This window comes from Affinirhizobium helianthi (assembly GCF_042680945.1).
Lineage (GTDB): Bacteria > Pseudomonadota > Alphaproteobacteria > Rhizobiales > Rhizobiaceae > Neorhizobium > Neorhizobium helianthi.
This window is the reverse complement of the sequence record NZ_JBHUEQ010000003.1, coordinates 509,997-531,858: the sequence shown is the minus strand read 5'-3', so window position 1 is coordinate 531,858 and position 21,862 is coordinate 509,997. Positions and strand designations below refer to the sequence as shown.

At 56.7% G+C, this 21,862-nt stretch carries 21 protein-coding genes; 18 read left to right on the top strand and 3 right to left on the bottom strand.

Annotation, left to right across the window (positions count from 1 at the left end; translation table 11 throughout):
• The first annotated feature begins 272 nt into the window (after positions 1–272).
• Entirely contained in the window at positions 273–2,786 is a 2,514-nt protein-coding gene (locus tag ACFSE1_RS03105) for a ComEC/Rec2 family competence protein (protein ID WP_377396386.1), read from the top strand.
• On the opposite strand, the gene lexA is transcribed toward ACFSE1_RS03105, so the two are convergent.
• Complete coding sequence (gene lexA / locus ACFSE1_RS03100; RefSeq protein ID WP_377396383.1) at positions 2,767–3,492, bottom strand: transcriptional repressor LexA; 726 nt, start codon at positions 3,490–3,492, stop codon at positions 2,767–2,769. The two genes, ACFSE1_RS03105 and lexA, sit on opposite strands and share 20 nt — an antisense overlap.
• 137 nt (positions 3,493–3,629) lie before the next feature.
• Here lexA and ACFSE1_RS03095 point away from each other — a divergent pair, with 137 nt between their 5' ends.
• From ACFSE1_RS03095 to ACFSE1_RS03030, 14 genes are all read left to right on the top strand, one after another.
• A complete protein-coding gene (locus ACFSE1_RS03095; protein ID WP_377396380.1) occupies positions 3,630–4,493 on the top strand; it encodes a VOC family protein in 864 nt (287 codons plus the stop codon).
• Positions 4,494–4,780: 287 nt separating this feature from the next.
• Entirely contained in the window at positions 4,781–5,152 is a 372-nt protein-coding gene (locus ACFSE1_RS03090; protein ID WP_377396377.1) for a hypothetical protein, read from the top strand.
• Between the two features lie 73 nt (positions 5,153–5,225).
• Positions 5,226–6,077: a 3-deoxy-8-phosphooctulonate synthase gene (kdsA, locus tag ACFSE1_RS03085; protein WP_377396374.1), complete on the top strand. Its 852-nt coding sequence runs from the start codon at positions 5,226–5,228 to the stop codon at positions 6,075–6,077.
• 103 nt (positions 6,078–6,180) lie between these two features.
• Positions 6,181–7,455 carry a phosphopyruvate hydratase gene (eno, locus tag ACFSE1_RS03080; protein ID WP_377396371.1) on the top strand — a complete coding sequence of 425 codons (1,275 nt, stop codon included), beginning with the start codon at positions 6,181–6,183 and terminating at the stop codon, positions 7,453–7,455.
• Positions 7,456–7,610: 155 nt separating this feature from the next.
• Entirely contained in the window at positions 7,611–7,928 is a 318-nt protein-coding gene (locus ACFSE1_RS03075; RefSeq protein WP_377396369.1) for an FtsB family cell division protein, read from the top strand.
• A gap of 144 nt (positions 7,929–8,072) precedes the next feature.
• Positions 8,073–9,119 (top strand): pyruvate dehydrogenase (acetyl-transferring) E1 component subunit alpha, encoded by a 1,047-nt coding sequence (pdhA, locus tag ACFSE1_RS03070; RefSeq protein WP_377396368.1) that lies wholly within the window; start codon positions 8,073–8,075, stop codon positions 9,117–9,119.
• A 15-nt stretch (positions 9,120–9,134) separates the two neighbouring features.
• Positions 9,135–10,544 (top strand): pyruvate dehydrogenase complex E1 component subunit beta, encoded by a 1,410-nt coding sequence (locus tag ACFSE1_RS03065; protein ID WP_377396365.1) that lies wholly within the window; start codon positions 9,135–9,137, stop codon positions 10,542–10,544.
• Positions 10,545–10,559: 15 nt separating this feature from the next.
• A complete protein-coding gene (locus tag ACFSE1_RS03060) occupies positions 10,560–11,888 on the top strand; it encodes a pyruvate dehydrogenase complex dihydrolipoamide acetyltransferase (RefSeq protein ID WP_377396362.1) in 1,329 nt (442 codons plus the stop codon).
• A gap of 18 nt (positions 11,889–11,906) precedes the next feature.
• Positions 11,907–12,545 (top strand): SGNH/GDSL hydrolase family protein, encoded by a 639-nt coding sequence (locus ACFSE1_RS03055; protein ID WP_377396359.1) that lies wholly within the window; start codon positions 11,907–11,909, stop codon positions 12,543–12,545.
• 85 nt (positions 12,546–12,630) lie between these two features.
• Positions 12,631–12,897, top strand: coding sequence for an HP1242/YdcH family protein (locus ACFSE1_RS03050; protein ID WP_377396356.1), 267 nt, complete (start codon positions 12,631–12,633; stop codon positions 12,895–12,897).
• 83 nt (positions 12,898–12,980) lie between these two features.
• Positions 12,981–14,426 (top strand): dihydrolipoyl dehydrogenase, encoded by a 1,446-nt coding sequence (gene lpdA / locus ACFSE1_RS03045; RefSeq protein WP_377396353.1) that lies wholly within the window; start codon positions 12,981–12,983, stop codon positions 14,424–14,426.
• Between the two features lie 76 nt (positions 14,427–14,502).
• Positions 14,503–14,751, top strand: a complete 249-nt coding sequence (locus tag ACFSE1_RS03040) for a GlsB/YeaQ/YmgE family stress response membrane protein (protein ID WP_377396350.1) — start codon at positions 14,503–14,505, stop codon at positions 14,749–14,751.
• Between the two features lie 31 nt (positions 14,752–14,782).
• Complete coding sequence (lipA, locus tag ACFSE1_RS03035; protein ID WP_377396348.1) at positions 14,783–15,754, top strand: lipoyl synthase; 972 nt, start codon at positions 14,783–14,785, stop codon at positions 15,752–15,754.
• A gap of 137 nt (positions 15,755–15,891) precedes the next feature.
• Positions 15,892–16,356 carry a type II toxin-antitoxin system RatA family toxin gene (locus ACFSE1_RS03030; protein ID WP_377396345.1) on the top strand — a complete coding sequence of 155 codons (465 nt, stop codon included), beginning with the start codon at positions 15,892–15,894 and terminating at the stop codon, positions 16,354–16,356.
• Here ACFSE1_RS03030 and ACFSE1_RS03025 read toward each other — a convergent pair.
• Entirely contained in the window at positions 16,326–16,826 is a 501-nt protein-coding gene (locus ACFSE1_RS03025) for a CinA family protein (RefSeq protein WP_377396342.1), read from the bottom strand. The two genes, ACFSE1_RS03030 and ACFSE1_RS03025, sit on opposite strands and share 31 nt — an antisense overlap.
• On the bottom strand, positions 16,823–18,016 hold the full coding sequence (locus ACFSE1_RS03020) for a bifunctional 2-C-methyl-D-erythritol 4-phosphate cytidylyltransferase/2-C-methyl-D-erythritol 2,4-cyclodiphosphate synthase (RefSeq protein ID WP_377396339.1): 1,194 nt from the start codon (positions 18,014–18,016) through the stop codon (positions 16,823–16,825). The genes ACFSE1_RS03025 and ACFSE1_RS03020 overlap by 4 nt, the downstream gene beginning before the upstream one ends.
• Positions 18,017–18,183: 167 nt before the next feature.
• Between ACFSE1_RS03020 and dusB the strand changes: the two genes are divergently transcribed.
• The 3 genes from dusB to ntrC are packed head-to-tail and all read left to right on the top strand — an operon-like array spanning position 18,184 to position 21,784.
• The gene (gene dusB, locus ACFSE1_RS03015; protein ID WP_377396336.1) at positions 18,184–19,203 is read left to right on the top strand and encodes a tRNA dihydrouridine synthase DusB; all 1,020 of its coding nucleotides are present in this window, start codon (positions 18,184–18,186) and stop codon (positions 19,201–19,203) included.
• A complete protein-coding gene (locus ACFSE1_RS03010; RefSeq protein WP_377396333.1) occupies positions 19,200–20,300 on the top strand; it encodes a two-component system sensor histidine kinase NtrB in 1,101 nt (366 codons plus the stop codon). Before dusB ends, ACFSE1_RS03010 begins: the two co-directional genes overlap by 4 nt.
• A gap of 32 nt (positions 20,301–20,332) precedes the next feature.
• Positions 20,333–21,784 carry a nitrogen regulation protein NR(I) gene (gene ntrC / locus ACFSE1_RS03005; RefSeq protein WP_377396330.1) on the top strand — a complete coding sequence of 484 codons (1,452 nt, stop codon included), beginning with the start codon at positions 20,333–20,335 and terminating at the stop codon, positions 21,782–21,784.
• The last annotated feature ends 78 nt before the right edge of the window (positions 21,785–21,862 follow it).

Below are 21,862 nucleotides of genomic sequence, written 5' to 3'. Positions count from 1 at the left end.
GACGCGCCAGAAAAAACAGAAGCGTTGGAATTAGCTATATGATCTAACGCGCCCTGCCAAGCGTTCCAGACCATGTTTTGTGCGCCGCGAAAGTGAGGTGTATCTGCTGGATGCAGATACAGTAAAGGCGGCCCACGCAGATTATGTTGGATTAAATCGATCCAATATACGAAAGGATAGGAACCAGCTTTGTCAATGCGTTGACCAATGCGCAAGGCGCGTGTCAGTGCTTGCCAGAACATGTGTGATCGGCGGGCGAGGGTGGGCACCGATTGACAGAATCGGCACATCAGGGTCGGGGCAATCGGGCTGGCGGCGGAACGGCAAAAGAGCTCGATTGGCTTCCGGCCGAGCGTGCCGACGCGACACCCCCCATGTTGCCACCACCGAAGCTGAATTTCGCTGCGGAGCCGGATCACCTATCAGAGCCTGCAGGGAAGGCGCGGCTGTCCGGCTGGATCGAGCAGGAGCTGGACCAAGGTGCAGGTTTTCTCTTGCTTCCCGTCGCCTTGGGGCTTGGTGCGATCCTTTGGTTTACGGCAGCCTCCCGGCCCAGTCTGTTCTTGGTGGCAACTGCACTGCCCCTGCTGCTCGCCAGCCTCATCTTGCGCTGGACGATGCGGCGCTGGTTGTCGGTAGCCGCGTTTTTGACAGGGAGCATCTTTCTGGGAATGGCAAGTGCCGCCTGGGAGGAGTGGCGTCTTTCGACAATCATTCTGGACAGTGCGGTGACCACAACGGTGGAAGGCGTTGTGGAAAGACGGGAGGCCACAGGGCAATCACGTTGGCGTTATGTCCTCGAAATTCGTGGGACAACCGACCCGGTGCTGACACGCCCGCCGACGCGGGCCACGCTGACGGTGAGGGGCAAGAGAGAGCCTTTCCACATGGGAGATGTTCTGCAGGGCAAGGCGCGCCTCTCACCGCCATCAGGACCACCATTGGCCGGGCTAGGTGATTTTGCTTTTGCCTCCTATTTCGATGGGATTGGCGCGACCGGCTTCTTCTTCGGCACGCCGCAGAAAATCGGTATCGCTGAGGAAGCGGGCCTTCAGTACGGTTGGCTCAACTCCCTTTATGACTTGCGAAGCTATGTCGGTGACCGCATCCGCACATTGGTGGAGGGGGACAAGGGCGCATTCGCGGCAGCCATCATCACCGATGAAAGAAGGGCAATCTCCGGCCCTGTTCTCGATGCCCTTCGAGAAGCAGGGCTCGCCCACATCGTGGCGATATCGGGATTGAACATGGCTCTTGCTGCCGGGATTTTCTTCGTCGGTGCCCGCGCGCTGCTGGTTTTGATTCCGGGGATTTCCCAGCGCATTTCCGTCAAGAAGGCGGCGGCCTTCGGTGCGCTTCTGATGGTGACAGCCTACTACCTGATTTCCGGTTTCGGGGTGTCTGCGGAACGCGCCTATATCATGATGGTGGTCATGCTGATGGCGGTTCTCGTCGACCGACCTTCGATCAGTCTCCACAACATCGCGCTCGCAGCCATCATTATTCTCGTGCTGCATCCTTCCAGCGTCATGGGCGCAAGTTTCCAGATGTCCTTTGGAGCGACTGCCGCCTTGGTGGCAGGCTACAATCTCTGGTCAAAACGCAAGCAGAATGAAGACGGTTTTCAGATTAAAGGCCCTCAGGCTGCAGTTGTTACATCGGTTGCAGGCTTTGTAGGCGGCACGGTCATGACTTCCTTGATCGGCGGCTTGTCCACGGCGATTTTTTCCATAGCGCACTTCAATCAGCTGAGCGCCTATGGCCTCGTTGCCAATCTGGCAGCCATGCCTTTCATCTCTGTGATTGTCATGCCAGCGGGTCTGCTGGGGATGCTGGCAATGCCATTCGGCCTCGACGCTCTTTTCTTTGCTATCATGGGGTGGGGTCTGGACGTCGTTATCAGTGTCGCAACAGTGGTTGCCTCCTGGGACGGAGGCACGAGCATTGGACGGGCGCCACCTTACTTCCTTGCCATCACGTCCTTCGGTCTGATTCTCTTCATTAGCCTGAGGTCTCCGCTGCGGTGGCTGGGCGCGGTTCTTCTCACTGCTGGATTGATCTTGCTATTTTCTGGTGCGGGAAGAGCCCGCCCGGAGATGGTGGTAGCAGAAGACGGGGAAGCCATCCTCCTACGGCGCGGATCTGTAGCGTCGACCAATCAGGCGCGGTCGTCGGGCTTTCTTTTCGAACGATGGCGCAACGCCTTGCAGATAACCGATACGATACTGCCCGTAAGACGCAGCATTGATCTTGCGGGTGATGACGAGCCGTCCATCAACGCGCTCGCTGATGGTGACGAGGAAACGCCAGTGCTCTCAAACATCCGGAGTGACCGGAAGCGCTTGACGACGGCGCAGATCAAGTCCGTCGAAGCGGCCATGGCAACGGGGCTCAGTGAGATCAAACCAGATCAGTTTTTTTGCCTCACGCGTTTGATCTGCATGACAATAACGGCCGAAGGATCAAGAATCGCTGCAGTGAGCGATAACCGCTTGCTGAGCTTTGCCTGCGACCATGCGGATTTCGTTGTATCGAGCCGGACACGGTTCTCCAGTTGCCGATCAGGCGCGCGGCTGCTGACAGGCACAACACTTCGAACAACCGGCACAATGGAAATTGTGTTTGGTGGCCACTTTGAGCCCGGCAACTGGGCCTATCTACCATCGCTCAATTCAAGTGCCCGAGCATGGGAAATACACCGCACCTATGACTGGCGAGCCCGAAGCTTCGCGATAGACGCGCATGATGACCCCATCCAGCGATGGCTCAATGGTAACGGCGAATAAGACCGACCAGGCGGCCTTGAACCTTCACGCGTTCCGGCGGAAAAATCCGCGTTTCGTAAGCCGGATTGGCGGCCTCGAGAGCGATGGATGCTCCCTTGCGGCGAAAACGCTTGAGCGTTGCCTCTTCATCATCGACAAGAGCGACAACGATATCGCCCGGATTGGCTGTGCTGCCATTGCGGATGATCACCGTATCGCCGTCGAGAATTCCAGCTTCGATCATGGAATCGCCCTTCACCTCAAGCGCATAGTGCTCGCCCGGACCCAGCATTTCGAGAGGTACGCTAATGGCATGGGTGTTGTTCTGAATCGCTGAAATCGGCACACCTGCCGCGATGCGACCCATGACGGGGACGGAGACTGAAGTGCTTTCCTCAGCCGCTACCTTCACCGGCTGTGGTGCAGGGACAGGTTGCGGATTGGGCTTGCCCAACGAACCCTCGATAACGCTTGGCGAGAAGCCGCGCTTGGGTGCCGTACTGGTTCCAAAAGGTTCCGGAAGCTTGATGACTTCGAGTGCACGAGCACGATTTGGAAGGCGTCGGATAAAGCCACGTTCTTCCAGCGCCGTAATGAGGCGATGGATGCCTGATTTCGACGCAAGATCCAGAGCATCCTTCATCTCGTCGAAAGAAGGGGGAACCCCCGATTCCTTCATGCGCGCATGAATGAAGAGAAGTAGTTCCTGCTGTTTGCGTGTTAGCATAATCGGCACCCCGTCCGGAAACAAATCCAGAACGGACACTATATGTTCCAGTTGTGTTCCGCAAGGGGCTCGAAGCGCACTTGTACAAAACGAATAATCGGTTCTAAACCATTTTAACGCAGCGGATGGAGATCGTCGTGTCCAGCAGTCTAGATCATCTCGTTCTGCCAGTTGAAAGCCTTGGTAGATCGAGGGGCATGTTTAGCCGGCTTGGTTTTACGGTTGCGCCTGATGGGCACCACCCTTTCGGAACGTCGAACGCTTGCGTTTTCTTCTGCGACCAGACCTATCTGGAACCACTGGCGATTCGAGACATGGAACGCGCTGGTGAGGCAGCCGGGGCCGGGAATGTCTTTGCAAAGCGGCATTTGGAGGTGGCCATGGACGAGCGATGGCACGCGCCGTCTGCCTTCGTTCTCGCTTCATCCAATGCCGATGCAGATCATGCTCGGTTTGAGAGCCGTGGAATTTCGGCGGGACCAGTTCTGAATTTTTCGCGAGAGGCGCAAGGCGCCGATGGCAGCAAGAGAACCGCGAGCTTCCGGCTGGCCTTTGCGGATCTTGGCTCGAAGGAATTGCTCGGCTTCACGTGTCAGCGAATCAACGCGGCTCTGCCCGGCGGATCGCTCCTGAATCACGAAAACACGGCGCAGGGTATCGCTGAAGTCCTGTTAATTGCCTCTGATTTTGCCAAGGATGCTGACAGGCTGGCATTGGTCCTTGGAGATAAAGGCTGCCAGGGTGAGGCTGAATGGACGTTTCAGTTGCAAAACGGTGCTCTGCGTCTTTTGGCCTTCAGTCATGCCCTGACTGCTTTCGGCGCCTCCTCATCGCGCAGCCAGATGGTCGGGCTGGGCGTGACGATTGCCGTGAAGAGTTTGGCTGCGGCAGAAGCCTGCCTTATTGGCAACGAGATCCCTCATACAAAACTTGGCCGCATGCTTGTGGTTAGTGCGCAGCCAGGAGTTCATCCGATGCTAGCCTTTGTTGAGATTCCGTGACGGTCGAAAACTGCTCGCGCAACGGGAGGTCGGCGCCAGAATGGGTGTGTGGTGAAATCAGAGAGCAGGGACATTCATTGCACATGCAAGAGAGGCAATCCTTGTTTCTCGCTGAACGCCATAGACGGCTCTTGCGGCTTAACGATCTGCTTTTGCGCAGCGACAGCGCAACGCGCACGCTGAGTGCATGGTGCTCCGCTGAGCATACGTGCGAGGGTGAGCTGTCCTCTATTCGTATGGGCGATGATTGTATCTCCGCTGGGCCGGAGGTCAGGCATGCTCTTTGCATGGCGCAGGAAGGCGAGATTGTGCATCGCCGGGTGCTGCTGGTTTGGGGGCAAACACCTATAGCGGAGGCGGATAACTGGTATCTGCCTCATCTGCTCACCGCAGATATGAACACTTCGCTTCAAACCACAACAGTGCCGTTTGGACGGGTGGTGCAGTCGCTAGCGTTTCGCCGGCAGAGCTTATCCTGCGAAGTGCTGTGGCTATCGCCCCAGCAGTTTCTTCCGCAGCAGGTTCTGCGCCATACTGCGCTTCTGAGAAACAGAGAAGGTGCCGCCTTCAGCTTTGTAACGGAAACCTATTTGCCCGGCGTTCTCGAATTTTCCTCAGACCCGGACGGGCTTCACGAAACAGGTTGCGGTTCGACGTGACAGATGGCGAACCGGCTGTTATGGACGTGCGAGTTTTCGGCAGTGCGCTGCCCGGTGAGAGACGGAGGTTCCCATGACTGTTCGCGCCAATGCCATTGTTTCGGTGGGCGAAGGGGCCTCACAGGTTAACTTCGGCAACGACAAGCGGCTTTCCCTCATCTGTGGACCGTGCCAGATGGAGAGCCGCGAGCACGCCTTCATGATGGCAGGTGCTATCAAGGAGATCTGTGACAAGCTGGACATCGGTTTGGTCTACAAATCGTCATTCGATAAGGCCAACCGCACTTCTCTCTCCGGCAAGCGCGGCATCGGGCTGGAAAAGGCGCTCGAAGTCTTCGCCGACCTGAAGAAGGAGTTCGGCTTTCCCGTCCTGACCGATATCCATACGGAAGAACAGTGCGCAACTGTTGCGGAAGTGGTGGACGTTCTGCAGATACCCGCATTCTTGTGCCGCCAGACGGATCTTCTGGTTGCTGCGGCGAAGACCGGACGCGCAATCAATGTCAAGAAAGGGCAGTTTCTGGCACCCTGGGACATGAAGAACGTTCAGGCGAAGTTTACCGAAAGCGGCAATCCGAATGTCATGCTGTGTGAGCGCGGCGCCTCCTTTGGCTATAACACGCTCGTTTCGGATATGCGCTCCCTGCCGATCATGGCCGCACTTGGCTCTCCAGTCATTTTTGATGCCACACATTCGGTGCAGCAGCCCGGCGGGCAGGGCGGTTCAAGCGGCGGTCAGCGCGAGTTCGTTGAAACCCTGGCGCGTGCGGCTGTGGCGGTGGGCGTCGCTGGCGTTTTCATCGAAGCGCATGAGGATCCGGACAATGCTCCCTCCGACGGCCCCAATATGGTGAAGCTCGAAAACCTCCCCAGGCTCCTCGAAACGCTGCTCGCATTCGACGCGGTGGCCAAACGATCGAGCTGATTGAGGCCGGGCGGGAGCTGTCATGTTCCCGCCATTGTATTTTGCGTTTCTTCGAGTAAGACAATCCCATTCATTCCATCCCTCCACGTAACAGGATAGGCTCATGACAGCTATTACCGATATCATCGCGCGCGAGATTCTTGACAGCCGCGGAAACCCCACGGTTGAGGTGGACGTGCACCTTGAAGATGGCAGCATGGGTCGGGCGGCGGTTCCGTCGGGTGCCTCCACCGGCGCGCATGAGGCAGTAGAGCTGCGCGATGGCGGTAAACGGTATCACGGCAAGGGTGTCGAGAAGGCAGTTGAAGCCGTCAACGGCGAGATTTTTGATGCGCTCGGTGGCCACGATGCGGAAAACCAGATTCTCATCGACAACCTGATGCGTGAACTGGATGGCACCCCCAACAAGTCTCGCCTGGGCGCGAATGCCATCCTTGGCGTTTCTCTCGCCGTGGCAAAGGCTGCAGCAGAAGCATCTGGCCTGCCGCTTTTCCGTTATGTTGGCGGCCCTAACGCGCGCCTTCTGCCGGTCCCGATGATGAACATCATCAACGGTGGTGCGCACGCTGACAATCCGATCGACTTCCAGGAATTCATGATCATGCCGGTCGGTGCGGAGAACATCCGCGAGGCTGTTCGCATGGGTTCGGAAGTCTTCCACGTTCTGAAGAAGGAACTGGCAGCACAGGGCCACAACACCAATGTTGGTGACGAGGGTGGTTTCGCACCTGGTCTTGAAAGCGCTCCGGCTGCGCTCGATTTCATCATGAAATCCATCGAGAAGGCAGGCTACAAGCCGGGCGACGACATGCACATCGCTCTCGATTGTGCGTCCACCGAATTCTTCAAGGACGGCAAGTACGTGCTGGAAGGTGAGGGCCGCACGCTGGAGCCTGAAGCTATGGCTGAGTATCTTGCTGAACTGGCTGCAAAGTATCCGATCATTTCCATCGAAGACGGTATGGCCGAAGACGATTGGGATGGCTGGAAGGCGTTGACGGATAAGATCGGCTCCAAGGTGCAGCTGGTTGGCGATGATTTGTTCGTCACCAATTCCGCCCGCTTGCGAGATGGTATCAAGATGGGTGTGGCCAATTCGATCCTGGTCAAGGTCAATCAGATTGGCTCTCTGACTGAAACCCTGGATGCTGTCGAGACCGCACATAAGGCACGCTACACGGCCGTCATGTCGCACCGCTCCGGCGAGACGGAAGATTCCACGATTGCCGATCTGGCTGTTGCCACCAATTGCGGACAGATCAAGACCGGTTCCCTGGCGCGTTCTGACCGGCTCGCCAAGTACAACCAGTTGATTCGTATCGAAGAGATGCTTGGACCGCAGGCCGCTTTTGCGGGCCGTTCGATCCTTCGCGCCTGAAACGGACGCCACACTTGACCAATTGAGAGGGCGGCAACCCATGCGGGGTTGCCGCCCTTTTTCAATGCTCGACCTTCCAATCATGTGGCGCGGGTCAACCATTGATTAAACAAGTTCTGTCAGGTTTCGCATGTTGTGCGTAACAGGATTCTCGTATGTGGACGAAGCATCATAAAGAGCGGAAGCTGGGCCGATTTGTCCTTCCCGCGATAACCATCGCATTCGTTTCCTATTTCAGCTATCATTCCATTCATGGTGAATTAGGCCTGATCGCAACGGAGAAATTCGAGCGCACGCGGCTTGAGCGTGTGGCAACGCTGGAAAAGCTCGTGACAAAGCGTGAGGCTCTGGAACGCCAGGTTCGGCTTCTGAGTGATGGATCGCTGGAGCGGGACATGCTGGATGAAGTCGCGCGCTACCAGCTCAACGTCTCGCGTGATGACGAGATCACGATTTTCCGCAACTATTTCTGATTAACCGAAAACAAGTTAATATCAGTTTTATTCAGTGATATCATGGTGTTGGATATCATGTTAGCCATGCAAATATAGCATTGCTGGCGCGCTTAAACTTCCCTATGGTACGCTCAACCAATCAAGCACGCAGGGAGGTTATGAATGGCGCCGAAGCAATCCGCGTCCGCATCCGGTCGCAAGACGGCGGCGAAGCCTGCAAAGAAGGACTTCAACGGCGGTACTATTGTTGAGTTCACCAAAGAGCAGGAACTCAGCGCGTATCGTGAAATGCTCCTCATTCGCCGATTTGAAGAAAAAGCTGGCCAACTTTATGGCATGGGCTTCATCGGCGGATTCTGTCACTTGTACATCGGTCAGGAAGCTGTCGTCATCGGCATGCAGATGGCGATGAAGGAAGGTGATCAGACCATCACTGGCTATCGCGATCACGGTCATATGCTTGCAACGGGCATGACTGCACGGGGCGTTATGGCTGAGTTGACGGGACGTCGTGGCGGCTACTCCAAGGGTAAGGGTGGCTCCATGCACATGTTCTCCAAGGAAAAGCACTTCTACGGCGGTCACGGTATCGTCGGTGCACAGGTCTCACTGGGCACTGGTCTTGGCTTTGCCAACAAGTACCGTGGCAATGATAATGTGTCCGTCGCCTATTTCGGTGATGGCGCAGCCAACCAGGGTCAGGTCTATGAAAGCTTCAACATGGCCAACCTGTGGAAGCTGCCGGTTATCTACGTAATCGAGAACAACCGCTACGCCATGGGTACGTCTGTTGCCCGTGCCTCCGCGCAGACGGACTTCTCCCAGCGCGGCGCTTCCTTCGGTATTCCGGGCTTCCAGGTGGATGGCATGGATGTGCGCGCCGTGAAGGCTGCGGCTGATGAGGCGACCGAGCACTGCCGTTCCGGCAAGGGGCCGATCATCCTTGAAATGCTGACCTACCGTTATCGTGGTCACTCCATGTCCGACCCTGCGAAGTATCGTTCTAAAGATGAAGTGCAGAAGATGCGGTCCGAGCATGATCCGATCGAGCAGGTGCGTGCACGTCTCCTTGAAAAGGGCTGGGCAAGCGAAGAGGATCTGAAGGCAATCGACAAGGATGTTCGCGATATTGTCGCAGACAGCGCCGATTTTGCACAGAACGATCCGGAGCCGGATGTATCCGAGCTCTACACCGACATCCTGCTGTAATCGGGGAGGGAACCCATGCCAGTCAATATTCTTATGCCCGCCCTCTCTCCGACGATGGAAGAAGGCACTCTTTCCAAGTGGCTGAAGAAGGAAGGTGACAAGGTCACTTCCGGCGATGTCATTGCGGAAATCGAAACCGACAAGGCAACCATGGAAGTGGAAGCCGTTGACGAAGGCGTTATCGGCAAGCTTCTGGTTGAGGCCGGCACGGAAAACGTGAAGGTCAATACGCCAATCGCAGTCCTGTTGCAGGATGGTGAGAGCGCCGATGCCATCAGTTCTGCGCCGAAGGCTGATGCCGATACCCCGGCCGCCACAAGCGACGCTGCCGGTGGCAAGGCTCGCCAGTCCTCGGAAGAGCCGACCTCTGCAGCTGACACGAAGGTTCCGGCTGCGCCAAAGGTTGATGTGGCTTCCGACCCGGATATTCCGGCGGGCACGGAAATGGTGACGACGACTGTTCGTGAAGCCCTTCGCGATGCAATGGCCGAAGAAATGCGCCGTGATCCGGATGTGTTTGTCATGGGTGAAGAGGTTGCCGAATATCAGGGCGCCTACAAGATCACCCAGGGTCTTTTGCAGGAATTCGGTGCGCGCCGCGTGATCGACACGCCGATTACCGAACATGGTTTTGCAGGCGTTGGCGTTGGCGCGGCCATGGCCGGGCTGAAGCCGATCGTTGAGTTCATGACCTTCAACTTCGCCATGCAGGCGATTGACCAGATCATCAACTCCGCAGCCAAGACGCTGTATATGTCCGGTGGCCAGATGGGCGCTCCGATGGTGTTCCGTGGTCCGAACGGCGCGGCTGCCCGCGTTGCGGCACAGCACAGCCAGGATTATGCTGCCTGGTACAGCCACATTCCCGGCCTCAAGGTTGTCGTTCCGTACACGGCGGCAGATGCCAAGGGCCTGCTGAAGGCTGCGATCCGCGATCCGAACCCGGTGATCTTCCTTGAAAATGAAATCCTCTACGGCCAGTCTTTCGAAGTGCCTAAGCTGGATGATTTCGTGCTGCCAATCGGCAAGGCGCGCATTCACCGCAAGGGCAAGGATGTTACGCTGGTTTCCTGGGGCATCGGCATGACCTATGCGGTCAAGGCGGTGGCTGAACTGGAGCAGGCTGGCATTGATGTCGAGCTGATCGATCTTCGCACCATTCGTCCGATGGATCTGCCGGCAATCATCGAGTCGGTGAAGAAGACGGGTCGCCTGGTCACGGTGGAAGAAGGCTTCCCGCAGTCTTCCGTTGGTGACTTCATCGCCAACACGGTTCAGCGCGAAGCGTTTGATTATCTGGATGCGCCGGTCATCACCATCGCTGGCAAGGATGTTCCGATGCCTTATGCGGCGAACCTTGAAAAGCTGGCTTTGCCAAATGTTGGCGAAGTCGTGCAGGCTGTTAAGGCTGTTTGCTACAAATAAGCGGAGGGCAGGCTCATGCCGATCAATATCACCATGCCCGCTCTCTCTCCGACCATGGAAGAGGGCAACCTTGCCAAGTGGCTCGTGAAGGAAGGCGATAAGGTCAAGTCCGGCGACGTTATTGCCGAGATCGAGACCGACAAGGCGACCATGGAAGTGGAAGCCGTCGATGAAGGCGTTGTTGCCAAGATTGTCGTTCCTGCCGGTACGGAAGCGGTCAAGGTGAATGCCTTGATTGCTATCCTTGCGGAAGAAGGCGAAGATGTTTCTGCAGCGGCTTCGGCTGGCGTTTCCGGTTCTTCTGTCGCGAAGGCAGAAGCAGCCCCGGCACCTGCTAAGGCGGAGCCCGTTGCTGCAGCGGCGCCTGCACCTGCCGCAAAGACGGAATCGGCATCGGCTGCTGTTTCCGGCGAGCGGGTGTTTTCGTCGCCTCTGGCACGTCGCGTTGCCAAAGAGGCCGGCATCGATATCTCCAAGGTGGCTGGCTCCGGTCCGAAGGGCCGTGTTGTAAAGTCGGATGTCGAAAAGGCCGTTGCCGGTGGCTCAGCCAAGCCTGCAGCAGCAGCGTCCCAGCCTGCTTCGGCAGCGCCTGCGCTCGCCAAGGGCATGTCTGAAGACGCAGTGCTGAAGCTGTTCGAACAGGGCTCCTACGAGCTTGTTCCGCACGACGGCATGCGCAAGACGATTGCCAAGCGTCTTCAGGAATCCAAGCAGACCATTCCGCATTTCTACGTGTCTGTAGATTGCGAACTGGATGCGCTTCTGGCGTTGCGCTCTCAGCTGAACGCAGCCGCGCCTGAAAAGGACGGCAAGCCGGTTTACAAGCTGTCGGTCAACGACATGGTCATCAAGGCGCTCGCGCTTGCTCTGCGTGACGTTCCGGATGCCAACGTCTCCTGGACGGATAGCGCAATGGTCAAGCACAAGCATGCCGACGTGGGTGTCGCCGTGTCGATCCCCGGTGGACTGATCACCCCGATCATCCGCAAGGCCGAGACGAAGAGCCTGTCCGCAATCTCCAACGAGATGAAGGACTACGGCAAGCGCGCCAAGGAGCGTAAGTTGAAGCCTGAAGAGTACCAGGGCGGTACTACGGCAGTCTCCAACATGGGCATGATGGGCGTCAAGAACTTCGCGGCGGTCGTTAACCCGCCGCATGCAACCATTCTTGCCGTCGGTGCGGGCGAGGAGCGTGTTGTGGTCAGAAAAGGCGAGATGAAGATCGCCAACGTCATGACTGTTACGCTTTCCACTGACCACCGTTGCGTCGATGGTGCGCTGGGTGCTGAGCTGCTCGGAGCGTTCAAGCGCTATATCGAAAACCCGATGGGTATGCTGGTGTAAAGCCTGGAAGGCGGGAATATGCGTTCCGTTCTGGCTTACGGCGATAGCCTGACCTGGGGGTACGATCCGGACAGACTGGGTCGTCACGCCTATGAAGACAGGTGGACCAGCGTACTGCAGAAGTCGCTGGGCCATGGTGTTCGGGTTATCGCTGAAGGCTTGAACGGCCGCACCACCGCCTATGACGATCACTTGGGTGACTGTGATCGCAATGGCGCCCGGCTTTTGCCGAGCGTTCTTGCAACGCACAAGCCGATTGATCTAGTCATCATCATGCTTGGCACCAATGACTTGAAGCAGGGGATCGCGGGTTCCGCGATCCTTGCGACCAACGGCATGAAACGGCTTGTCGATCTGGTGCGCCATCATGTCTGGGGCTTCGATTACGATGCCCCCGATATTCTCCTCGTTTCGCCTCCGAAGATTTGCGAAACGGCGAACAGCGCCTTTGCTGCGATGTTCAGGGACTCGCTGGAGGAGTCGGCAATGCTGGCGACGCTCTACCGGGATTTGGCGGATGAGGTTGGATGCGGTTTCTTTGATGCGGGGTCGGTAGCGCAGACAACGCCTGTCGATGGCATTCATCTGGACGCTGATAATACCCGCTCGATCGGTCGCGGTATCGAGCCGATAGCAAGAATGATGCTGGGCCTTTGAGGTCCGGAAAGATTGATCAGGGTCAAGGAGTTATAGCTGAGGATCGCGGTAGCATGCTTCCGAAGTCATAAGACGGAGGTCGATCATGTCACACACGCCACACCAACTCGCAGAAGATTTTCCTGAACATTTGGTCAAGATTCGTCATCTGCGTGAAAAGGACGGGCACTTTCATCGGATCTCGAAGGAGTATGAGGAAGTGAACCACCGCATACACCTTGGCGAAACGGATATTGAACCCTGCGACGATCTTCACATGGCTCAGCTGCGAAAGCAGCGTATGGCTTTGAAGGATGAAATATACGGGATGTTGATGCGCGCAGAGCCGCTCGCTGCGGAAGCTGAAGTCTAAGCTTCATTGCGCTTTCACTCCCTAGGATAAAACAGAAGACGGCATTAGCCGGTTCGCTAGTTTCTGAAGGAGTGGAAGCGCCTATGGCTCAATCCTATGACGTTATCATCATCGGCTCCGGTCCCGGCGGCTATGTAACAGCCATTCGTGCAGCCCAGCTGGGTCTGAAAACCGCGATTGTCGAGCGTGAACATCTGGGCGGCATCTGCCTGAACTGGGGTTGCATTCCGACAAAGGCACTGTTGCGGTCGGCTGAAATTCTGGATCATGCCAATCACGCCAAGGCTTACGGCCTGACACTCAACGGCACCATGACGGCCGATGTGAAGGATGTCGTTGCCCGTTCGCGTGGCGTCTCAGCCCGCCTGAATGGCGGCGTCGCCTTCCTTATGAAGAAGAACAAGATCGATGTGATCTGGGGCGAGGCCAAGCTGACCAAGCCCGGCGAGATTGTCGTCGGTCCATCGTCCAAGCCTGCTGTTCAGCCGCAAAACCCGGTTCCCAAGGGTGTTCTCGGCGAAGGCACCTACACGGCCAAGCATATCATCGTTGCCACTGGTGCCCGCCCACGTGCGCTGCCAGGCATTGAACCGGATGGCAAGCTGATCTGGACCTATTTCGAAGCCATGAAGCCTGACTTCATGCCGAAGTCCATTGTGGTCATGGGGTCTGGCGCCATCGGCATTGAATTCGCCTCCTTCTACCGCTCCATGGGCGTTGATGTAACGGTGGTCGAACTGATGCCGAACATCATGCCGGTGGAAGACGTCGAAATTTCCACCTTCGCGCGCAAGCAGCTAGAGAAGCGCGGGATGAAGATCATCACCGAAGCCAAGGTGTCCAGGGTCGAGAAGGGTGCAAACTCTATTACGGCCCATGTTGAAACCAAGGACGGAAAGGTTCAGCAGATCACCGCCGACAGACTGATTTCCGCCGTTGGCGTGCAGGGTAATATCGAGAATCTTGGCCTTGAAGCGCTGGGTATCAAGACGGATCGCGGCTGCATTGTCATCGATGGCTATGGCAAGACGAATATCCCTGGCATTTATGCCATTGGCGATGTTGCAGGTCCGCCAATGCTTGCACATAAGGCCGAGCATGAGGGCGTTATCTGCGTTGAAAAGATTGCAGGTGTTCCCGGAGTTCATCCGATGGACAAGGGCAAAATCCCCGGCTGCACCTACTGCAACCCGCAGGTTGCCTCTGTCGGTCTGACGGAAGCAAAGGCGAAGGAAGCAGGCCGCGACATTCGTGTTGGACGTTACAGCTTCGGCGCTAATGGTAAAGCCATTGCCCTGGGTGAAGATCAGGGCATGATCAAGGTCATCTTCGACAAGAAGACCGGTGAATTGCTTGGTGCTCACATGGTGGGTGCGGAAGTGACGGAACTCATCCAGGGTTTTGTGGTCGCCATGAATCTGGAGACCACCGAGGAAGAGTTGATGCACACCATCTTCCCGCACCCGACACTTTCCGAAATGATGAAGGAAGCTGTTCTGGACGCCTATGGCAAGGTTCTGAACGCCTGATCAATCAAGTCCGGTGTCCCGCTATTGCGGCGGGACACGGCAACCGCCATATGTGCTGCAAAATGGAGTGCGGTCTATGGAAGGCTTGGGTTTCTTCGGAACGATTATCATCGGCGGTCTGGCAGGCTGGTTGGCTGGCATGTTGATGGATTTACGCTTTGGCGTCTTCATGAACATCGTGCTCGGCGTGGTAGGCGCAGCGCTTGCAACAGCCATATTGGAGCGTGCTGGAATTTGGGTCGAACCCGGTGCATGGGGCGGCTTGATCAGCGGTTTTCTCGGAGCGTGCGCTCTGTTATTTGTCGCGAAACTGGTAAGACGCTGATCCGTACCCTGGATTAAGGAAGCATATTGTCATGGTAACAATCCTCGACCGCATGTCATCCGACGATGCGAAGCGGGTCCGGCATCCGGAGAAGGCGCATCGCCCCGATACGGAGGTCATGCGCAAGCCGGAATGGATCCGCGTGAAGGCGCCGACTTCGAAGGGGTACCAGGAGACGCGTGAGCTTGTGCGTAGTCACAAGCTGGTCACGGTTTGTGAAGAGGCTGGTTGCCCTAATATCGGCGAGTGCTGGGACAAGAAGCACGCCACCTTCATGATCATGGGTGAAATCTGCACGCGCGCCTGTGCCTTCTGCAATGTCGCGACCGGCAAGCCGAATGCGCTCGATCAGAACGAGCCGGAGAATGTTGCCAAGGCCGTCAAGCAGATGGGCCTTAGCCATGTTGTCATCACCTCTGTTGATCGTGACGATCTCGACGATGGCGGCGCCGAGCACTTCGAAAAGGTAATATGGGCGATCCGTGCGGCATCCCCGCAGACGACCATCGAGATCCTGACACCGGACTTCCTGAAGAAGCCCGGAGCATTGGAGCGTGTGGTTGCGGCAAGGCCGGATGTTTTCAATCACAATATGGAAACGGTCGCGGGCAATTATCTGACGGTGCGTCCCGGCGCTCGCTACTTCCACTCCATTCGTCTTTTGCAGCGGGTCAAGGAACTTGATCCCACGATGTTTACCAAGTCCGGCATCATGGTTGGCCTTGGTGAAGAGCGGAATGAAGTTCTTCAGCTTATGGACGATCTGCGCACTGCCGATGTCGACTTTCTGACGATTGGCCAGTATCTGCAGCCCACCCGCAAGCATCACAAGGTTGAGAAGTTCGTTACGCCGGAAGAATTCAAGTCGTACGAAACCGTTGCCTATACCAAGGGCTTCCTCATGGTGTCTTCGAGCCCTCTGACCCGCTCATCACATCATGCCGGTGATGATTTTGCCCGCTTGAAGGCGGCGAGGGAAAAGAAGCTGATGGCAGCGGAATAAGCTGATCGCTCAACGGGTGCGAACAAGCACCCGTTAGGCTTTTGTCGCCGCCAATGCTTGTGCGATTGTCATCTTGAATGTAAGGGCGCGGCGAACTGTCTCTTGCCATCGGCACGCCGCATGACTAGCTGATATTCATGCCAAAGTTTGAAAATCATAGACCTGTAAGACACTCGCCGGCGGACATGTTCGCTCTAGTGGCAGATGTCGAGAAATATCCGGAATTTTTGCCGCTATGCGAGGCTTTGACCATTCGTTCGCGCAAGGAGCGTGACGGCAAAACCCTGCTGGTTGCGGATATGACGGTAGGTTACAAAGCTATCCGCGAAACCTTCACCACGCAGGTCTTGCTCAATCCGGCTGAACTGGCGATAGACGTCAAATACATCGAAGGGCCGTTCAAGTATCTGGATAATCAATGGCGCTTCCGAGAGTCCCCGGAAGGCTGCGTCGTCGATTTTGTGATCGATTACGAGTTCAAGAGCCGAATACTGGGTGCCCTGATGGGCTCCATGTTCGATCGCGCTTTTCGTATGTTCGCGGAGGCGTTCGAGGAGAGGGCGGACAAGGTCTACACGTCAGCCAATTCTGCTAGCAATTGAAGTGCTGTCTCCACGGTTGCGAGCCGCACTTTTTCGCGTCCGAGATCGCCATAGCGCATTTCACGGTGCAGGAGGCGACCGTTGCGGTGTATCGCCGCCAAATGAACAAGACCGACAGGTTTTTCCGCCGATCCGCCGCCCGGCCCGGCAATGCCGGTGACGGCGACAGATAGATTGGCATTGGATCGCCACAGAGCGCCCTTTGCCATCTGCAAGGCGGTTTCCCTTGAGACTGCGCCATAGCAGGCAAGTGTCGATGGCTGAACACCCAGTAGTTCCTGCTTTGCCTCATTGCTATAGGTGATGAAGCCTCGATCCACCACTGCGGAGGAGCCTGCAAGCTCGGTCAAGATGCCGCCGATCAGACCGCCTGTGCAGGATTCTGCCGTCGAAATCCTGAGGTGACGCTCCTGGCAGACCCTGATGAGGCGTTCAGCTTGTTCCAGTATCGCCTGGGGAAAAAGGCTCATCGCTGAAGTTCCCCATAGATGACGGTGGCCGTTGCAATTGCTGCAATACCCTCCTTGCGCCCAATGAAGCCAATCTTCTCGTTGGTGGTTGCCTTGACCGAGCATCTATCGACGGAAATGCCGAGGATCTCGGCCAGTGTCGAGCGCATGGTGTCGCGATGCGGAGCGATTTTCGGCACTTCCGCAATAAGTGAAATATCGGCATTGGTAATGATACCGCCTTTGGCGCGAACGATTTCTGCCGCATGGGCGAGGAATATACGCGATGCCGCACCCTTCCACTGTGGATCGGACGGGGGGAAATGGTCGCCAATATCGCCAGCACCACAAGTGGCGAGAAGGGCATCTGTCAGCGCATGCAGCGCCACATCCGCATCGGAGTGTCCGTGCAGTTTCAGATCATGTGGGATGAACACGCCGCAAAGCGTCACACCGTCACCCGGCACCAGCTGATGAACGTCATAGCCATTGCCGGTGCGTACGTCTGGAAGCGAATTTCCGGTGAATTTGGCATCAGCCATGGCAATATCCTGTGCTGTCGTGAGTTTAACATTCTGAGCCGAACCCGGCACCAGCAAGACCGGCATCCCGGCCCATTCGGCAATGGAGGCGTCATCTGTGAAATCGCTGCGCCCACTTGCGGCAGCCTTTTCATGCGCTTCCAGGATCTTCTCATAATGGAAGCTTTGCGGCGTCTGTGCGGCAAACAGCCGATCCCGCGAGACCGTTGCCTCCACCAAGCCATCTGCGGAGCTTCGCTTGAGGGTATCTGCTATGGCGACTGCCGGCAGCACCGCATCATGGCCTTCGTGAAGGCGTACAGCAATTGCTTGTAGAAGTGAGCGATCGACAAAGGGGCGCGCCGCGTCGTGGATCATCACATGGTGAGGCCCTGCAGTGCCAAGCGCACGCAGACCGCGAAGCACCGATTCCTGTCGAGTTGCGCCGCCCATAACAGACAGAACTCGTTCTGCACCGGGAAGATCACGGATCGATTCCGAAAACTGGGCTTGATCATCCGGATGGATAACTGTGACAATTGGGCCGCTGTCGGGCCAGTTCAGGAATGCCTCAAGCGTGCGGCGGAGCACGGGCTGCCCACCGATCAGACGATACTGCTTGGGACCCCGTTCCGGCGAGCCCGCTCTTTCACCACGCCCTGCAGCAACAATGACCACACCCGTCGACATACACCAAATCCTGCTTGGAAAGGCCCGATTCTCAGCATCGGGCAATTGACAGCCGAGAACTATAGACTCAAAAACACGTTTTCCAGTGCAGCGCCTATAATTCGCGCATTGCTGGAATCGCTCTTGGCAAAATGAATTTGAATGAATAAAAATAGGGCAGTTAATTTGTGTGCCCGAAAGATGATCAATTGGCTCTTTTCGATCCGTCCCAACCCTTTGCCATAGGCTCCGTCTGTGTGCGTAATCGAATGGTTCTCGCGCCCATGTCCGGCGTGACGGATTTGCCGTTTCGCCAGATTGCCTGGCGCTATGGGGTGGGGCTGGTGGTGACGGAAATGGTTGCCAGCCGGGAGCTGGTGCATAACCGCGGTGAATCCTGGGAGCGCCTGAGGAGTACCGGCATCAAGCCACATATGGTGCAGCTCGCCGGACGCGAGGCGCATTGGATGGCGGAGGCGGCGAGGATTGTCGAAGGCGAGGGCGCCGACATTATTGACATCAATATGGGATGCCCTGCGAAGAAGGTTACAGGTGGCTATTCCGGATCGGCTCTCATGCGTGACCCTGATCATGCGCTCTCGCTGATTGAGGCGGTCGTCAAGGCTGTTCGTGTTCCTGTCACGGTCAAGATGCGACTTGGCTGGGACAGTGAAACCATCAATGCTCCGGTCATTGCGCGGCGAGCGGAAGAGGCGGGGGTGGCGCTGATCACAGTTCACGGCCGCACCCGGATGCAGTTTTACGAAGGCAAGGCTGATTGGGAAGCCATTGGTGCTGTTCGTGAAACAATCAATATTCCACTCATCGCCAATGGCGATGTGTTGTCCGCAGCAGATGCACAAGAGATCGTGCGGTGCTCGGGTGCGGATGCTGTCATGATCGGCAGAGGTGCACAGGGCAGGCCCTGGTATCCTGGCGTAATGGCCGGTGCACTGGAGCCGTCTTGCATGGAAAAGGCCAAAGTGGCCTGCGAGCATTATTCCATGATGCTGGATTTCTATGGGCGTGAGGCTGGTTTGCGCCACGCACGAAAACATGTCGCCTGGTACCTTGAACAGAATGCGCCTGATACTCCTGCAGAGATGAAAGCGAACCTGATGACCGAAAAAGATCCTCAGACAGTTTTGCGTGTTCTTGAGGAGGCACTGTTAAACGGTGCGGATAACAGCCAGAGGGTGGCCGCATGAGTGCCTCCGTGCAGGATAGTGTAGCCATGGCTGTTCTGAACTCGGTTCAGAATCCGGTCATCATGGTGGATAATGAAGGGCAGATTGCGTTTGCGAACTGGGAAGCGGAAGCCTTTTTCGGGGCAAGCGCAACCCATCTTGCCCGTAACAAGATATCCACCTTCATCCCTTTCGGAAGCCCGCTTCTGGCGCTGATCGATCAGGTGAGGGAGCGCCGAGCTCCTGTCAACGAATACCGGGTGGATCTGTCCTCTCCACGATTGGGACAGGAAAAGCTTGTAGACCTCTATGTGGCGCCTGTCGTCAGCGAGCCGGGTGCGGTGGTCGTTGTCTTTCAGGAGCGCAGCATGGCGGACAAGATTGACCGTCAGCTGACGCACCGTGCCGCAGCGCGCTCTGTCACCGGTCTGGCATCCATGCTGGCACATGAGATCAAGAATCCGCTCTCCGGCATAAGAGGAGCAGCGCAGCTTCTGGAAACCTCGGTTGCGGATGAAGATAGGGCGCTCACGCGCCTCATCTGCGATGAAACGGATCGTATCGTTTCTCTTGTCGATCGCATGGAAGTCTTCTCGGATGAGCGTCCGGTAGATCGTGTTCCGCTCAATATTCATGCGGTGCTGGATCACGTGAAGGCGGTGGCGAAGGCTGGCTTTGCACGCGATCTGAAGATCCTTGAAAATTACGACCCTTCATTGCCGCCGGTATTCGCCAATCGCGATCAACTGGTGCAGGTTTTTCTCAATCTCATCAAGAATGCGGCCGAGGCCATAGGTGCGCAGCCGGATGGTGAAATCATGCTGACTACGGCGTACCGGCCCGGCATCCGCCTGTCGGTCGCTGGCACGCGTGAGAAGATTTCGCTGCCGCTGGAGTTCTGCGTAATCGATAACGGTCCCGGCGTTCCCAGTGATATTCTTCCTCATTTGTTTGACCCATTCATCACAACAAAGACGAACGGCTCCGGCCTTGGCCTTGCTCTTGTTGCCAAGATAATTGGCGGACATGGCGGTATCGTTGAATGCGATAGCCAGGCCAGAAAGACCGTTTTCCGTGTTTTGATGCCCATGCATAAAGGCGACGGCCTTCAGGATTGAAGGCTGCTTCCGAACCCGACAGGACGTTTGAAATGACAGCTACCATCCTTGTCGCAGATGACGATGCCGCCATCCGCACAGTGTTGAACCAGGCGTTGACGCGCGCGGGATATGACGTTCGGATCACATCCAATGCCGCAACACTTTGGCGTTGGATCTCCGCCGGTGATGGGGATCTCGTGGTGACGGATGTCGTCATGCCGGACGAGAATGCCTTCGATCTATTGCCACGCATCAAGAAGGCACGACCAGACCTGCCGGTACTCGTGATGAGCGCGCAGAACACCTTCATGACGGCGATCAAGGCTTCCGAAAAGGGCGCCTACGACTACCTGCCAAAACCCTTCGACCTGACAGAGTTGATTGCCATCATCGGCCGCGCTCTGGCGGAACCGAAGCGCAAGCCGGCGAAGCTGGACGATGATATGCAGGATGGCATGCCGCTGGTCGGCCGCTCTGCCGCGATGCAGGAAATCTATCGCGTTCTGGCGCGTCTCATGCAGACGGATCTTACGCTGATGATTACCGGGGAATCCGGTACAGGTAAGGAACTTGTGGCGCGGGCGCTGCATGATTATGGCAAGCGTCGCAACGGGCCATTCGTTGCGATCAACATGGCCGCCATTCCGCGTGACTTGATCGAATCTGAACTGTTTGGCCACGAGAAGGGTGCCTTTACCGGGGCTCAGAACCGCTCCACCGGACGCTTTGAGCAGGCAGAAGGCGGCACACTGTTTCTCGACGAAATCGGCGATATGCCGATGGATGCGCAAACCCGTCTTCTGCGTGTGTTGCAACAGGGGGAATACACCACTGTGGGCGGTCGAACACCGATCCGCACGGATGTCCGCATTGTTGCAGCAACCAACAAGGATCTGAAGCAGCTCATCAATCAGGGCCTCTTCCGCGAAGACCTGTACTATCGCCTCAACGTGGTGCCGCTACGATTGCCGCCTCTGCGCGATCGGGCCGAAGATATTCCGGATCTTGTCCGACACTTCATGCAGATGGGCGAGAAAGAGGGGCTAGACGGCAAACGCTTCGATAACGAAGCGCTCGACATGATGAAAAGCTATGCCTGGCCCGGCAACGTGCGCGAGCTTGAGAACCTGGTCCGGCGTTTGATGGCGCTTTATCCCCAGGATGTGATTACACGCGAGATCATCGAATCGGAGCTTCGCTCGGATGTGCCGGACAGCCCCATCGAGAAGATGGCGGCGCGTACCGAAAACCTTACCATCGCGCAGGCGGTGGAAGAGAATATGCGCACCTATTTTGCCAGCTTCGGCGATGAATTACCGCCGCCTGGGCTTTATGACCGGGTTTTGACGGAGATGGAATATCCGCTCATTCTGGCTGCTCTTACCGCAACGCGGGGCAATCAGATCAAGGCTGCCGATCTTCTCGGCCTTAACCGCAACACACTGCGGAAGAAAATTCGGGAACTAGGCGTATCGGTCTATCGTAGCTCCCGCAGCGTCTAGGCTTCTTCTGCTTGACTCTCGCGCAAGCTTCGTTGCATTTTCGCCACATTGCGTTGCTCAATGGCAACGCAGACGCGA